We start from the raw sequence: 15,727 nt of genomic DNA, 5'->3' as shown, positions 1-15,727 counted from the left end.
TCTTAAATCTCTCGTGCCCCATTGATTTCGATCAATGGGGCGTTTCGTTGCGCGGTCCAGATTGCACGCATCACTACTACCTCCCCCGAGACTTCAAAGACTGACCACGACTTAAGGAGAGAGAGATGAACCGCTTCGCAAGAGGATTGCTGGCCGCTACCGCCCTGAACCTGGCCGCACCGGCGGCGTTTGCCGCAGATGCCATCGTAGCCCAGCCCGCGTCCGAAATTCAGGCCGTGCCGGAAGCCCTGTCGCCCTGGCAGATCCGTGTGCGCGCACTCGGCGTCGTTCCGCAGAATTCCGGCTATGTGAATGGCGTTTCAGGTTCGGATCTCGACTATTCCAAGTCGATCACGCCTGAACTCGACATCACCTACTACTTCACCGACAATTTCGCCGCCGAACTCATTCTCGGCACGACCTATGCCAATATCAACGGCGCCGGTTCGATCGACGGGCTGGGCAAGATCGGCAAGGCCTGGATTCTGCCGCCCACGCTGACGTTGCAATATCACTTCACCAATTTCGGCGCCTTCAAGCCTTATGTCGGTGCAGGCGTGAACTATACCGTGTTCTACAATCAGGATGCGACCGGGGTCGAATATCTGAAGGTCAAGAACGCATTTGGCGGCGCGCTGCAGATCGGCTTCGACTACATGCTCAACGAGCATTGGGGCGTGAACTTCGACGTCAAGAAGCTGTTCCTGGAGCCGAAATTCGACGCTACCCTGATCGGCGGCACGGAAGTGACCGGCAAGGCCAAGCTTAATCCATGGCTGATCGGCACGGGTATCACCTACCGCTTCTAAAACTCCACACGCCACGGTGAGGGTGCGGCGGATGCACCTTCACCAGATCGGCAGCGGCTCGAGGTCGTGAAGTGCTTCCTGCAGGCGCCGTTTCGTCGAGGGCGTGGTTCCCTCCGGCAGATTGTCGAGCGGAAAAAAACCGCATTCGGCAATTTCGCGGTCAGGCAAACGCGGCGCTGTCTGCTCGAATTGCCTGCACACATAGAGCGCCACATGATCGCGCGGCGATGCATGGGCGTTCTTGTAAAGCGCGAAAAGCCGGGGGGAGCCTTTCAGCACGATATTGCATTCCTCGCGCAGTTCCTTTTCCAGCGTCTCGATAAAAGTCTCGCCGCGCTCGACGCCTCCGCCCGGCAACTGCCATCCGGGCACATAGGTATGTTTTACCAGGAAAACCGAATTCTTTTTTTCATCGAAAACAATGGCCCTTACTCCTAATGTCATTGGGCGTCTTAATAAAAAATATGTATGAAATATAAAATGTCGAAAGCGCATGCCGTCTCTCCGCGAAGCAATCTACTTCGTATTAATGCATCAATGTCATCAACAAAAAGTCGCTAAACAGGTTTTGATTTTAAACATTATCCAGTAAACGGGGCCTTATGTTCCGTCTCGCCCATATATCCGATATTCACCTTTCACCGCTGCCGCGCGTGCGATACCGCGAATTGGCATCGAAGCGCATTACCGGTTACATAAACTGGCTGCGCAATCGCAAAAATGCGATGCACGGAACCGTACTCGACAGTCTCATTGCCGACATGCAGGCGCAATCCCCGGATCATATTGCGGTGACGGGCGATCTCGTCAATCTGGCGCTCAATCTCGAAATCGATATCGCCCATGACTGGCTCACCAGGCTGGGCAATCCGAACGATGTGTCGGTCGTCCCCGGCAATCATGACGCCTATGTTCCCGGCGCGCTCGACAAGTCGTGCCGGAAATGGGAACCCTGGATGCGCGGCGACGGCATCGACAACAGCAGCAACCGCCCGCAATTTCCCTATATGCGCGAGCGCGGCCCCGTGGCGCTGATCGGTGTTTCCTCGGCGCGTGCGACAGCCCCTTTCATGGCAAGCGGCGATTTCCGGTCTGCGCAAGGCAAGCGCCTGGCGGCGATGCTGGACGAAGCCGGTGCACGCGGGCTCTTTCGCATCGTGATGATCCATCACCCGCCGATCCATGGCGCGACGCCCGCACACAAACGCCTTTACGGCATCCGCCGTTTTCAGAAAATCATACGCAAGCATGGTGCGGAGCTGGTTCTCCACGGTCACACGCATCTTGTCACGCATTACGAGATAGACGGGCCGAACGGCAAGGTCCCCGTCGTCAGCGTGCCGTCTGCAAGCCAGAACTTCGGCGGTCACAAACCCGCCGCCCGCTACAACATATTCAGCATCGACAGGCGGCCTGAGGGCGGCTGGTCCTGCCTCATGGAAGAACATGGCGTTTCCGATGCCAGCGAGAAAATAACGAAGCTCAACGAGCGCATTCTTATTGATTTCAAAACAAACACGGCGCCTTAGCACCGTTTTGGAGCGCATCCCGAAAAGTGTGAAACGCCTACGCAGGGAAATCAGTCCACTGGACTAATTTCTGATCCTGCTTCGATCGGAAAAGATGCGCGTCGAAACACAAAGAGACAGAGCGCCCATCTGAATCAGACCGGCGCTCTAATCTATGTGTTTGGCTTAACGGCCAATCACCCGGTTGGCCGCCGAGACGATTGCTTCCAGTGAAGCACTGACGATATTGTCGTTGATACCGGCGCCGAACAGCTTGCCGCCCGGATGAGCCATTTCGACGTAGGAAATGGCCGAAGCGTCCGAACCCTGCTGTAGCGAATGTTCGGAATAGTCGACGACCGACATCTTTACGCCGAGATATTTGGACAGCGCATCGACAAAACCGTCGATAGGGCCGGTTCCCTTGCCCTCGATATTCCTGGTCACGCCGTTATCGGTGATTTCGGCGGTCAGAATACGACGGCCCTTCTGCTCGGGATCGGGCATGGTGTGATGATCCACGAACTTGATGCGTGCGCCGGGCTGCGTCACGTAGAGCTTCTGGAACTCATCGTGAATGCGCTTCGACGGCAGTTCCTTGCCTTCTTCATCGGTAATGTTCTGGATGATCTCGCGGAATTCGACTTGCAGGTTGCGCGGCAGGTTCAGGCCGTAATCCGCTTGCAGGATATAGGCGATGCCGCCCTTGCCCGACTGCGAATTGATGCGGATGATGGCTTCGTAGGAGCGGCCCACATCCTGCGGATCGATCGGCAGATAAGGCACTTCCCAGATCGGCGAATTGGCCGAACGGCGCGCCTTCATGCCCTTGTTGATCGCATCCTGATGCGAGCCTGAGAAAGCCGTATAGACCAGTTCGCCGACATAAGGGTGGCGCTCGGCGATCTTCAACTGGTTCGAATATTCATAGACTTCCTTCATCCGGTTGATGTCGGTGCAGTCCAGTTCCGGGTCTACGCCCTGCGTGTACATGTTCAGCGCCAGCGTCACCACATCCACATTGCCGGTGCGTTCGCCATTGCCGAACAGCGTGCCTTCAACTCGGTCGGCGCCCGCCATCAGGCCGAGTTCCGTGGCGGCGATGCCCGTGCCGCGATCATTATGCGGGTGCAGCGAGACGATCAGGTTCTGGCGATTGTCGAGATTGCGGCACATCCATTCGATTTGGTCGGCATAGACGTTCGGCGTGTTCATCTCGACGGTCGAGGGCAGATTGACGATCAGCTTGTTGTCCGCCGTCGGCTTCACGATCTCGATGACGGCGTTGCAGATTTCCAGCGCCACATCCAGCTCGGTGCCGGTGAAGCTTTCCGGTGAATACTGGAAGCGATAACCGCCATCTGTAGAATTGGCTGCCTTGGCAGCCATGTCCATGATCATCTTGGCGGCGTCGGTCGCGATCTGCTTGATACCGCCGACATCCTTGGCGAAGACCACGCGGCGCTGCAATTCACTGGTGGAATTGTAGAAATGGATGATCGGCGACTTCGCGCCTTCCAGCGCCTCGAAAGTCCGCGTGATCAGTTCGGGACGGCACTGCACCAGCACCTGCAAGTCCACTTCGTCCGGCACATTGCCATGCTCGATGGCCCAGCGGCAGAAGTCGAAATCCGTCTGCGAAGCGGACGGAAAGCCGATTTCGATTTCCGGAAAACCCATATCGACCAGCAGGCGGAACATGCGCTCCTTGCGGTCGTGGCCCATCGGGTCGATCAAGGCCTGATTGCCGTCGCGCAGGTCGACCGAACACCAGATCGGCGCCTTTTCGATGCGCCTGGATGGCCAGGTGCGGTCATCGAGCTGCGGAACCGGGAAAGGTGAATATTTGCTGCCTGCAATCGGCATGCCTTTGCGCTCGGAGACGGACTTCGATTGCGGCGTGGTGACGGATTGATTCATGTTCGTTTCCTCCCGGCTGTCGACGGATTCAAGCCGTCAAGCGCGGATAATACTGATCAATTATAAGGGTTTTCTGGAAAGGAGCACAGGCCTGCGACCGGGGATCGACCGCCGGACGCTCCTTTCAGCGAGCCCGGCGATCGCCGCTAAGGCCGAGGGTAAGAAGCGAGTTTAGAACGCAAACATCAACGCGCGCGCCGAAGGCGGCTGCGGAATGTTCCATGGATGTTGCGTTTTTGATCGTCATGGGGAAAGCTTTTACACGCGCACTATCCGCCATGCAAGACAGTATTTCAGTCAGGCAAATGGCACAGCGCTGGTTCCCGGCGGCAGCTTTGCCTCGTCCTCCGGCTCCACATGGATCACCACGCGCGCGCTGTCGATCTCCTTCTTCAGGGCATCTTCGATACGGTCGCAAATCACATGGGCATCGCCGACGCTCATATCGGCGGCAACGACCAGGTGAAACTCGATGAAGGTGACACGACCGGCAATGCGCGTCTTGAGGTCGTGAACTTCGATGGCGCCCCCCGCATTGGCTGAAATCACGTCGCGGATGCGCATTTCCTCGGTCGGTTCGACGGCAATATCCATCAGCCCCTGCACCGAGGAATTGATGACATGCCAGCCCTGCCAGAGAATGTTGATGGCGACCAGTATCGCAAGCAGCGGATCGAGTATGGCCCAGCCCGTCACCACCGCACCGACAAGGCCGACCAGAACGCCAGCCGAGGTGAAAACATCAGTCATGATGTGCTTGCCATCCGCTTCCAGCGCGGGCGAGCGGAACTTGCGGCCCGTGCGAATCAGCAAGGTCGCCCACAGGCCGTTTATGACGGCCGCAGCGGTATTAATGGCAAGGCCAAGCCAGGGTTCATCGAGCTTGCGCGGGGTTTCCAGCGCAAACCACGCCTCGCGGAAGATCAGGAGTGCGGCGACCGTGATCAGGACGCCTTCCACGACAGCCGAAATATATTCGGCCTTGTGATGCCCGAAAGGGTGATTGCCATCCGCAGGCTTGTAGCTCATGCGGATTGCCCACCATGCACCGATGGCCGCAATCACATTGACGATGGATTCCAGTGCATCCGAATAAAGCGCCACGGAGCCGGTCAGCGCATAGGCCAGATATTTCAGGCCCATCACACCGAAAGCAATGGGAATAGACCAAGCGGCAAGCCGCCGAACCTTTGCACTCGCGTCCATGATGAACCTTTGATTATCTTGATCCAGAGCATTTCCAGCAAAAGTGCGAAGCGGCTTTGCGTAGGATAATGCGACTATAAAAACTCTTGGAGCGCGGTTCGATCCGGTTGAAACAGACCGGCGCTCCAACTGCTTGTCATGAACCGCACATCTTATCCGAAACCGTTTCACACTTTTCGGATGCGCGCCAGCGCGCGGGACACATCCACAACGCATCTGGCATATGCGGCAGCAATTCACCGCCGCTCTATACCCCAGAAAAGCAAAACTTCGTACCCTGTTTTTTCAGTTCCCGCATTTAATTTTCTCCTGCAAATGCAAGGCATTACAGTTGCAAATGAGTTGCCAGAGCAGGCAATGGGCAAGCGCCGGCAGGTCATAAAAAAACCAGCCGCGGCGCGGGCCGCGGCTGGCTTGAAATCACGACGCGAAGCGTTCGGTCAGTAGTTGGTGCGGCGAGCCTTGTTCTTGCCCGCCAGATGCGTCACCACATTCTCGATCATGCGCATTCCGGCATTGTGGCCAAGCGTCATGATCGATTCCGGATGGAACTGAACGGCGGCAACCGGCTCGTGCTTGTGCTCGAAAGCCATGATGACACCATCTTCCGTTTCCGCCGTCACCAGAAAATCATCCGGCAGACGCTCCGGATCGGCGAAGATCGAATGGTAGCGCCCGACCGTCACCTCCTTCGGCAGGCCAGAGAATATCCGCTCCGGCTTCGACACGCGGATGCGCGACGGCTTGCCGTGCATCGGAATGCGCAACTGGCGCAGCGTGCCGCCATAGGCTTCGGCGAGCGCCTGCAAACCAAGGCAGACACCAAAGATCGGCAGTTCGCGCTTGCGCGCCTTGGTGATGGTGGCCTTGCAATCGAAGTCCTGCGGCGTGCCCGGTCCGGGCGACAGGACCACGAGGTCCGGCTTGATCCTGTCGAACACCTCTTCCGCCACTGGCGAGCGCACGGTGGAAACCGTCGCCCCCGTCTGGCGGAAATAGTTGGCGAGCGTGTGCACGAAGGAATCCTCGTGATCCACGAGCAGGATGGAGATGCCCTCTCCCACCTTCGCCGCTACGCGCTCCTCGGCGACATGATTGCTCTTCTGCGCCTCGCGCACCGCAGCGATCATGGCCGAAGCCTTCAATTCGGTTTCGGCCTCTTCCTCTTCCGGATTGGAATCGAACAGAAGCGTTGCACCCGCGCGGATTTCCGCCACGCCATCCTTCACACGGATGGTGCGCAGCGTCAGGCCGGTATTCATGTCGCCGTTGAAGTGCATCATGCCGATCGCGCCGCCATACCATGCGCGCGGGCTGCGTTCGTTTTCCTCCAGAAAGCGCATCGCCCACAGCTTCGGCGCGCCGGTTACGGTCACGGCCCATGCATGGCTGAGGAAGCCGTCAAAGGCATCCATGCCGTCGCGAAGCCGTCCTTCGATGTGATCGACCGTGTGGATCAGGCGTGAATACATCTCGATCTGGCGGCGGCCGATGACGCGCACCGATCCTGGCTCGCAGACGCGACTCTTGTCGTTGCGATCCACATCCGAGCACATGGTCAGCTCGGACTCGTCTTTCTTGGAGTTCAGCAGTTTCAGTATCTGTTCCGAATCCGAAATCGCGTCTTCGCCGCGCTTGATCGTGCCTGAAATCGGGCAGGTTTCGATACGCCTGCCGTTCACCCGCACGAACATTTCCGGCGACGCGCCGACCAGATATTCATTCTCGCCCAGATTGATGAAGAAGGAATAGGGCGACGGGTTGATCGTCTTCAACCGGCGGAAAATCTCCGATGGCGCGGTGTGGCAGCGCTCGTAGAAGGTCTGCCCCGGGACCACTTCAAACAGGTCGCCGCGCTTGAAGCTCTCCTTGGCGCGCTCGACCAGTTTCGCATATTCGCCCGGATTGTGGTCGCCACGCGCGAGCTTGGCGTCCGATGGCTTGAAGGCGCGTGCAGATGTCGCACGTGCGAGGCCGTGCGTGGAAGAACCGCCGCAGGTGAATTCGTAACGATCCACCCAGGCGCGTGCCGCATAATGATCGGCCACGAAGATTTCGTCCGGGATGAACAACACCAGATCGCGCTGATCGTCGGGGCGCTTCAGCTTGTACTGGATCGGATCGAACTGGAACGCCAGATCGTAACCGAAGGCGCCGTAAAGACCGAGATTGGCGTCTTCCTCGGAAAAGAACAGGCCGACAATGGCGCGAAGGACCGTGAAGACCGAAGGCATGCGCGAGCGCTCTTCCTCGGTAAAGGTGCCGTTCGGCTCGGCAATCGTCAGCTCGATGCGGTTTTCTTCCGCTCTGTCGACCGTCACTTCGGCCAGCGCCTTTACCGTGTCCAGAATGGGACGAAGCAGAATGACGCCGCGAGCATTCAGCGCTTCGATGCGCATGGTGCGGGCGCGCGAGGTGATGACCACCGGAGGATCGACGATGGCCGTATCCCATCGCGTATAGCGGCCCGGATATTCGTAGTTGGACGAGAACACCGCACCGCGCCGTTCGTTCAGCGCATCGATATAGGTCTCGATCGCGCCCTTATAGGCTGTGAGGTGGCGCACGCGCTCGACGACGATGCCGCCCGCCGTCTCGTGCTGGAATATCTCGCTATCCGCAATCTTCGCATTCATGGTCGGCTATCCCAAAACGAGAGCATTTCCGGTTTAAAATGCTCTATTTATTTGTTTTTGACGCATGTCTCGATCCCAAGAAACGGCTCCCGCTTCCGGGGACATGCTCCAACTGTTCCCAAACATTCCCGGAAACCGGTTTCTCCCGCCGGTCTTATACAAACAGCCAAACAAAAAGGCCGCCCGGATAATCCCAGCGGCCTGTTTCCTGAACGCAAATGCACAAACGCCTGCGTGGCCGCTTTTAGCGGGCCCACCACCAACCGTTGATGACGATATTGCGCGAAATGTTCATGGAGCTACTGTTAGCGTTCAATCCGTTTCCTTGCAACCGGAAAATTCGGGCGCGCAATCCGGGCCGCAAAGCGCCGTCCAGCTCGCTGTCGACAGGGCCTTCGGCATGTTCAGCAATCACCACAAAGAAATCCGGACAGTTTGGGGCTGTCCGGACTTCCTCAGAACCGGGGATGAACGGGACGGAAGGAAAGCGACGATTCCCCCAATCCGGCCCCCCTTACCCCATGCCAAAATTTCCAGGTGCAATATGCCTTTCAGTATGCACATTTATCCTTATCACAGGCCGCGATTATCATGCAACCTGTGATTGTTATTTGCACGTATGCTTACATTTGAGGCCAATTCACCGAAACAGTTCGAAAATTTGTAGGACCACCCAACAAGTTTCGTCTTGCGTCGGGGATCGATTTCGGATTCATTTCCGTGGCAACTCAAACACATATGCAAAAATCAAGAATAGAGCCGTCACACATAAACGGCCATTGGGGACAACTGATGAAGAATCTCGATGCGATGGACAGGAGTATTTTGCGCGCCCTTCAGGAGAATGGACGCCTGACCAATACCGAACTGGCTGATCGCATAAATCTCTCGCAGACGGCCACCGCCGAACGCGTCAAGCGACTGACCCGAGAAGGGTATATTCTGGGCTATTCGGCGCGGCTTTCGCCCAAGATGCTCGACCGGGCCATGCTGGTCTTCATCGAGATCAAGCTCGACCGCACCACGCCGGAAGTCTTTGAAACCTTCTCGACCTTCACCCGCAACAATCCGGACATCCTGGAATGCCACATGGTTGCGGGTGGCTTCGACTATCTCGTCAAGGCCCGCGTATCCGATATGGATCACTACCGGCGTTTCCTTTCGGAAGCGCTTCTTTCCCTCCCCGGCGTGCGGGAATCGCACACCTATGCCGTGATGGAGGAAGTGAAGGAAACCGCCTATATCGCCGTCTGAGCAGGCGACAAACACCGTCGTTGCTGTCAGCAGCATGGCAGCAACGAACTCCCTGTTCCGCACTCCGAACTTGCGCGCAATTATTTACGGGTATATACCCGCAACATGTCACATCCGTGTTTCTGCATTCTTCTGCGCCAGGCAGCCCGCAAGACGTCGAGCGTCTACGACAACGCGCTGGCTCCGCTTGGCATCAATGTCGCCCAGTTCAGCACGCTGCGGAAAATCCGGCGCGCGGGCTCCATCTCGGTGACGGAACTCGCCCACCTGTCGGAACTGGACCGTTCGACCATGGGCCGCAATGTGAAGGTTCTGCAGCGAATGGGCCTGATCGAGCCCGCCGCCAGTGACGACCATCGCGAGACCAGCGTCACGCTCACGGCTGATGGCCGCGATCTGGTTGAGCGCGGCGGCCCGCTTTGGGATGAGGCCCAGGAGGAAATCGAAACCCGGCTGGGAGAGGACGGCGTGGAGCAATTGCAGCATCTGCTCCGCGCGCTCGGCTAAGCCAAACGCCTTTTGACTGAAAACCAAACGCCTTTGACTGAAAACAATGACCTGAAGCCATGCGCCCGCTACAGCATCGGCCCGAAATCGGTGACGATTTTCGCAAAGCACGATGCGTGGAAACCAAAGATCAGGGCGAATGGCTTCGCCATCAAACGCAAGGCTGGTCGAGAACCAGCTTGAACCCGAAAGCACCGAAGATGATTTCTGCCCGCCTTGCCAGCTTTCTCGCCCAGAGAAACATCCATTACGGATGGATCGTCGCCGCCATTACCTTCCTGACCATGCTGGCGACGGCCGCCGCCATGGGATCGGCGGGCATATTGATCGAACCGCTCCAGCGTGAATTCGGCTGGACCAATGCGAATATCTCCTTCGCAATGGCGCTTCGCCTCGTTCTTTTCGGCCTCATGGGGCCATTCGCCGCTGCTTTCATGAACCAGTTCGGCCTGCGCCGGGTGGTTGCTGCTGCTCTCATCATGATTTCGCTGGGGCTTGTCGGCTCGATTTTCATGACCGAGGAATGGCAGATGGTGGGGCTCTGGGGCATCGTGATCGGCCTTGGCACCGGCATGACCGCGCTTGTGCTTGGCGCAACTGTCGCGGCACGCTGGTTCGAAAAGCGGCGCGGCCTCGTCGTCGGCCTCATGACCGCCAGCAACGCCACCGGCCAGCTGGTCTTCATGCCGATCCTTGCCAGCGTCAGCCAGACGATCGGCTGGCGCACATCGCTCACCATCGTCATCTGTTTCCTTGTTGCGGCCCTTGTGCTGGTTCTCGCCCTTATGCGGGACCACCCGGCGGATATCGGCTTGAAACCGTTCGGCCGCACCGCGCCGCTTCCGGCACCCGAACCCCGCAAGAGCTTCGGCGCCATGCTGGCCTCGCCGCTCGTCACCTTGCGCGAAGCATCGTCGACCCCGACCTTCTGGGTCCTGTTCCTGACCTTCTTCGTCTGCGGCTTTTCCACCAACGGCCTGATCCAGACGCACTGGATCACGCTTTGCGGCGATTTCGGCATCGCTCCGGTGGGGGCTGCGGGCATCCTTGCCGTGATCGGCGCCTTCGACCTCATCGGCACGATCATGTCCGGCTGGCTCTCCGACCGGTTCGACAATCGCTGGCTTCTGTTCTGGTTCTATGCGCTGCGTGGCCTGTCGCTGATCTACCTGACCTTTACCGACTTCACCGTCTACGAACTGGCACTGTTCGCCGTCTTCTACGGGCTGGACTGGGTGGCGACCGTGCCGCCGACGGTCAAGCTTGCCGCCGAACGTTTCGGCCCGGAAAAGGCCGGACTGGTCTTTGGCTGGGTGTTCACCGGCCATCAGATCGGTGCAGCGGCCGCAGCCGCCTTCGCGGGGCTGGTGCGCACCGACTATGACAGCTACACTCCGGCCCTGATCCTTGCAGGCGCCATGTGCTTTGCCGCCGCTGCCATGGTCTTCATCATCAGCCGCCCTGCCGCAAGACCCGCCTTGCAGGCATCATGAGGCGGCAGGTTTCTTGCCCTTCCTGTTCAGCGCCAGCACGCCGAGGCTGATCAGGAAGGCGGCGAGCGTGTCGGTCCAGCCCGGCACTTCGCCAAGCAGGACAAGCGCCAGAACCAGAGTAATGACGGGGATCAGCGCCGATAGCGCTGCCCCCGCAGCCGTTCCCAGCAGGACAACGGCACGGTTGAAGGCGAATACGCCGAAAGCCGAGGTCAGAACGCCCTGATAAAACCCCTGCAGGGCAATATCGCGCCACGGTGTCGCGTCCATCCCCTTGGGCAGGAAGATCATGTAGATCGGCAGATAGACGATTGCCGAGGTGACGGCGGCGATGGCGGTCGCGTGCAGCCCGTCCATCCCCTTCTTGCGAAACACCATGACATAGATCGCCCAAACTAGTGCCGCGACGAAAAAGAACAGGTGCCCGAGCATTTCCGGCCCGCCCAGTTGCGACAGACCGGCGATCAGCATGGCCCCGATCACGATCAGCACGACCCCGGACCACCGCGACGGTGCAAGATGTTCCTTCAGAAGCGCCATTCCCATAATGGCGACCATCGCCGTCATCAGCCCCGGAATAAGCGCCGCCGCATGGGACGCCGGGGCATATTGCAGGCCGCAGGTGGTCAGCAGCGCATAGGGAACGCCCGCACCGGAAGCCAGAAGCACGAAGCCGAGCGGGCCAAGCTGGCGAAGACCGAACCCTTTCATCAGAACGACCGGCAACAGCACCAGCCCTGCCACGCCGAAGCGCAGGGCAATGATGTCAAATGGCGTCAAGGCGGTCTTGAACCCGAACCGGGTCAGGACGAAGGAACCGGACCACACCAGCACCCCGGACAGCCCCCAGGCCAGACCGCGTATGGTATTGGAAGTCGAAGTTGTCGGATGGGTGTCGGTGATGGCCGTCATTTTCACTCGCAGCAGGAAAAAGGAATAGCGCCGGACTATTGCATTCCTGGCCGCGACGAGCGCCACGGATAAGCGAGATATGAGATATTAGAATTTCTTATGCCGCCCGGCTTCTGGCTTGCAGGGCCACATCGCAGAACCGGTCGATCAGATGCTTGACCGGGCTGTCGGCTCGAAAGACGATATAGACAGTGCGGAAAGTCGGCGGATTGAGGCGGCGCGCGCGCAATCCATGCAGATCGGCGTCCGGCAGGCTGATTTCCGACAGAAGCGTGGTGCCGATGCCATGCCGCACCATTTCCAGCACCGTGGCGACGTCCCGCGTGCGCACCTGCTCGCTGCGCATTTCGCCATCGCCATGGATAATCCGGTCGATGATCATTTCGCAGCCCGCAGCCGCGATCAGCTGGCGGTTGCGCAGTTCCTCCGCGGCAACAGTGTCGTTGCGCATGAAGGGATCGTCCCGCCTGCCCACCACGACCAGTTCTTCGCGGCCAACCTCGCGAGCCTCAAGCTCAGGCGTGGGCAGCGAGGTGATGCCGAGATCAGCAATGCCGTCCCGCACCCACAGGCTGACATCATCGTGCCCACCCTCGAAAGCACTGAACTCGATGCCGGGATAAAGCCGCTGAAACGTCTTTCGCAGACCGGGCAGGACATATTGGAGCTGGCTCGGGATTGCCGCAACGCGCAGCCGTTCGGGCGCGCCTGAAGCACGACACCGTGCCTGCACCTCTATCCGGTCGATGGCCTGAAGCGCCGCCTTGGCGTCGGCAAGGATCGATTGTCCGAATGCCGTCAGCGCAGCGCCGTCGCGCTTTCGTGCCAGCACCTCGACCCCGAGTATCTTTTCCAGTGTCGCAATCGCCTGACTTGCGCCCGATTGCGTCAGGCGCAGGCGGCGCGCGGCGGCGCCGACGCTGCCGGTTTCCGCAACAGCTTCAAGCAGACGTAACTGGACCAGACTGATCTTCATCGTTTTGGTTCCGGCTCACTCTTCAATCAAAGCATCGCCCCAGTCGGCGCGGCGCGCCCAACGGAACAGATCACCCTCGCGCTTGGTCAGGAGACGTTCTTCGGCCCTGCCGTCATCCTTGCACAGTTTAACCGAAACCTTGCCGCCGCCAACCCGGGTCGGCGCGATCACTCGCGCCTTCACATCATTGACCGTCTCGCGCACCGCAGCAAGATAGATGAATTTCTCATCCTCCCACGGCACTTCCGCGTCCTTGGTCAGACGATGAATGCGAGAGCGCGCGACCCGGCGCGAGAAATGGCACCAGTCGGGCGCGGCCAGCGGGCAATCGAGCTGGTGCGGACAGGGCGCCGCAATGATTGCGCCTTCGGCGATGAGCGTGTGGCGTGCATCGAGGATGCGCTGCCAGCCCGCCGGTGTACCCGGCTCCACGATAACCAGCATCTGTTTTGCCGCTGCCCACAGGCGCGAGATCAGCGTCTGCCGCCTTTCAGGCGCAAGCTCGTCCAGCACATAGGCAATGGTCACGAGATCGGCCTGTGGAAAATCGAGCTTTTCCCGCACCACATCCCCCGCCCGCCAATCAAGATCGGGCAGTCCGCTATTTTGCGAAAGGCCGCTTCCCACTGCACGGATTGCAGGGCTTGCCTCGATCATGGTTGCGGATTGAAGCATGGGCCAGCGCTGCCTGGCCGCCCAAAGCGCCGTTCCCGGCCCTGCGCCCACATCCAGCATGGTTTGCGGCGCGAAATCGGGACAGACCTCAGCTGCACTATCCAGACTGGCGCGGACCGCCGCATAGGTCGCAGGCAGCCGCGCCGCCAGATAGGCTTTCGCGGCAAGATCGTCGGAAATATGCATGCGCCCGTCGCGCGTCTCGGCCCGGTAACGGCGCGAAAGCATTTCGGATGCGCGCTTCAGGTCGGCCAGAGCCACGCCCTCAAGCGCGGCATCCACCGCCTGTCGCAAGGTAGCTGGCAGTTCCATCGCCCGTCAGCGCTCCAGAACCTGCTTCACATCGACGAGGTTCGAACGGACACGCAGGATGTAGAAGCCCATCGTGGTCAGATGCGACGGCGTGAACCAGGCATCGGGGCTGCCGTTGGAAACGATGAAAGGCTGCATGTCGAGCGCCGCGCGCATCTGCTTTTCCATCTCGTCCCACACACCGTCGAGGTGCTTTTCGGCCAGAACGCCGCGGAAATCCGAATGTGCTGCACGCAGCAGGCCGTAATAGGCATAAAGCTGGCCATAGGCGAACCAGAAACGATCATCCGCGCGCGTGTCGAACCAGCCGGCATGGTAGTTCTCGGCACGGTCCTTGAGGATGGCCGAAGTCGAACCGAGGTCGCTCGCGATACGGTCCACGAACTGGATCAGATTGTCGGCGCGGGCATCGAATGTTGCCTGACAGTTTTCCAGCCGCCCGTTGAAGGCACGCAGATCCTTGATCGCCGAACGGTAATAGCTCGGCGTCGGCGTTTTAGGGCCAAAGGGACTCAGGCCGAAATACCAGGAATCTTCGGCAAACTGCAGATTGCCGCGCGCCTTTTGCAGATCGCCATCGATCTGCGATGTGCCTCTGAGGCGTCCGATATTATCAACGAGTTCAATTGCCGTGCGGCGCACGGCTGCATTGATGCCGCGCTGGAACGAAGCCTTGTTGTCGAGGAACGGCGTGCGGTCCCAATCCAGCCCGAAAAAGCCGAGCTTGTAGAGCAGCATGGAAGAAATCCATGCATTCTGGTTGACGTTGAAATCGGTGAGATCGGCAGCAACTTCAGCAATGGCCGAACGCGAACATTTGCGCGCCGACGACGGCAATTGCGCCGCCTGAACCGGTTGATTCGCCGTTGCGGCATCGCCGTTCTGGCCGGTTGATGGCGCAGTGGCGGGCTGTTCTGCCGGTGCGGCAGTGGACGGAACTTCGGCTGGCGCGGCCTCCGCTTTCACCTCTTCGCCGGGCGTTGTCGCGTTCTGATAGCTGTATTTGGCCGGATAATCGGGATCGAAATTCGTCCAGGCTTGAGTCTGCCAGATGAAATAGAGGTAAAGCCCGCCAAGACCGATCACGAGGACCGCGCTTACAACTTTCCACAAAATTCCGAGCCGCAGGAAAAGCCGCCACAAACCGCCAAGCGGAATGGCAATCAGGCGGGCAAGCGCCGCGATGAAACGTCCGAGGAAGGAAAAAACGCCCTTTACTGCATTCCACACTGTAAAATATCCTTCCTTTTGCCCCATAAACCGGGGCTTCGCACCGCGTCTGCACCGCACGCGGACCTATGCATCGCAAGTCCCGTTCGCAAGCAGCCAAGCCTGAAAAAGCCACTGGTTCTCAAATAGAGTGTGCTCATCTTTTCGACAACCCAATGGTCTGATTCCGACATTTGCGTCCCGCGGATATGAGCGCTGAGCAAATGTCGGAATCAGACCACTGGTAACTTTATGAATCGCGTGGATTTTTCGAATTTGACGTTTGAAACGAGGTTTATATCGGACGGAT

At 58.9% G+C, this 15,727-nt stretch carries 13 protein-coding genes and 1 pseudogene; 6 read left to right on the top strand and 8 right to left on the bottom strand.

The features are described from left to right. The first annotated feature begins 125 nt into the window (after window positions 1–125). Window positions 126–809, top strand: a complete 684-nt coding sequence (locus JNC63_RS09445) for an OmpW/AlkL family protein (protein WP_063620722.1) — start codon at window positions 126–128, stop codon at window positions 807–809. 39 nt (window positions 810–848) lie between these two features. Here the strand turns inward: JNC63_RS09445 and JNC63_RS09440 are convergent, their stop codons facing one another. Beyond that, a complete protein-coding gene (locus JNC63_RS09440) occupies window positions 849–1,304 on the bottom strand; it encodes an NUDIX domain-containing protein (protein ID WP_006467358.1) in 456 nt (151 codons plus the stop codon). A gap of 107 nt (window positions 1,305–1,411) precedes the next feature. Here JNC63_RS09440 and JNC63_RS09435 point away from each other — a divergent pair, with 107 nt between their 5' ends. After that, window positions 1,412–2,338: a metallophosphoesterase family protein gene (locus tag JNC63_RS09435; protein ID WP_063620720.1), complete on the top strand. Its 927-nt coding sequence runs from the start codon at window positions 1,412–1,414 to the stop codon at window positions 2,336–2,338. A gap of 165 nt (window positions 2,339–2,503) precedes the next feature. On the opposite strand, the gene leuA is transcribed toward JNC63_RS09435, so the two are convergent. The 3 genes from leuA to JNC63_RS09420 form a co-directional block, all read right to left on the bottom strand. Beyond that, window positions 2,504–4,237 carry a 2-isopropylmalate synthase gene (gene leuA, locus JNC63_RS09430; protein WP_374846278.1) on the bottom strand — a complete coding sequence of 578 codons (1,734 nt, stop codon included), beginning with the start codon at window positions 4,235–4,237 and terminating at the stop codon, window positions 2,504–2,506. 297 nt (window positions 4,238–4,534) lie between these two features. After that, entirely contained in the window at window positions 4,535–5,443 is a 909-nt protein-coding gene (locus tag JNC63_RS09425) for a cation diffusion facilitator family transporter (protein ID WP_021586993.1), read from the bottom strand. Between the two features lie 440 nt (window positions 5,444–5,883). Continuing rightward, window positions 5,884–8,079, bottom strand: coding sequence for an anthranilate synthase component I (locus JNC63_RS09420; protein WP_063620716.1), 2,196 nt, complete (start codon window positions 8,077–8,079; stop codon window positions 5,884–5,886). Between JNC63_RS09420 and JNC63_RS09415 the strand changes: the two are divergent. The 4 genes and pseudogenes from JNC63_RS09415 to JNC63_RS09400 all read left to right on the top strand — a co-directional run bounded on the left by JNC63_RS09415 (window position 8,078) and on the right by JNC63_RS09400 (window position 11,333). Further along, window positions 8,078–8,349 (top strand): annotated as a pseudogene (locus JNC63_RS09415) (hypothetical protein). The gene JNC63_RS09420 and the pseudogene JNC63_RS09415 overlap by 2 nt on opposite strands. A gap of 522 nt (window positions 8,350–8,871) precedes the next feature. Next, window positions 8,872–9,333, top strand: coding sequence for an Lrp/AsnC ligand binding domain-containing protein (locus JNC63_RS09410; protein WP_006472719.1), 462 nt, complete (start codon window positions 8,872–8,874; stop codon window positions 9,331–9,333). A 105-nt stretch (window positions 9,334–9,438) separates the two neighbouring features. Next, the gene (locus JNC63_RS09405; RefSeq protein ID WP_021586996.1) at window positions 9,439–9,840 is read left to right on the top strand and encodes a MarR family winged helix-turn-helix transcriptional regulator; all 402 of its coding nucleotides are present in this window, start codon (window positions 9,439–9,441) and stop codon (window positions 9,838–9,840) included. A 200-nt stretch (window positions 9,841–10,040) separates the two neighbouring features. Next, complete coding sequence (locus tag JNC63_RS09400) at window positions 10,041–11,333, top strand: MFS transporter (RefSeq protein ID WP_063620936.1); 1,293 nt, start codon at window positions 10,041–10,043, stop codon at window positions 11,331–11,333. Here JNC63_RS09400 and JNC63_RS09395 read toward each other — a convergent pair. The 4 genes from JNC63_RS09395 to JNC63_RS09380 form a co-directional block, all read right to left on the bottom strand. Further along, entirely contained in the window at window positions 11,328–12,245 is a 918-nt protein-coding gene (locus JNC63_RS09395; RefSeq protein ID WP_063620934.1) for a DMT family transporter, read from the bottom strand. The two genes, JNC63_RS09400 and JNC63_RS09395, sit on opposite strands and share 6 nt — an antisense overlap. A gap of 97 nt (window positions 12,246–12,342) precedes the next feature. After that, window positions 12,343–13,221 carry a LysR family transcriptional regulator gene (locus JNC63_RS09390; protein ID WP_063620714.1) on the bottom strand — a complete coding sequence of 293 codons (879 nt, stop codon included), beginning with the start codon at window positions 13,219–13,221 and terminating at the stop codon, window positions 12,343–12,345. Between the two features lie 15 nt (window positions 13,222–13,236). Next, on the bottom strand, window positions 13,237–14,208 hold the full coding sequence (locus JNC63_RS09385) for a small ribosomal subunit Rsm22 family protein (protein ID WP_063620712.1): 972 nt from the start codon (window positions 14,206–14,208) through the stop codon (window positions 13,237–13,239). A gap of 6 nt (window positions 14,209–14,214) precedes the next feature. After that, window positions 14,215–15,465, bottom strand: a complete 1,251-nt coding sequence (locus JNC63_RS09380) for a DUF2333 family protein (RefSeq protein WP_063620710.1) — start codon at window positions 15,463–15,465, stop codon at window positions 14,215–14,217. Window positions 15,466–15,727 lie beyond the last annotated feature (262 nt).

Source organism: Brucella ciceri (assembly GCF_041930145.1).
GTDB classification, from domain to species: Bacteria; Pseudomonadota; Alphaproteobacteria; order Rhizobiales; family Rhizobiaceae; genus Brucella; species Brucella intermedia.
The sequence above is the reverse complement of the archived record's forward strand: the minus strand, read 5'-3'. Positions and strand labels throughout refer to the sequence as shown.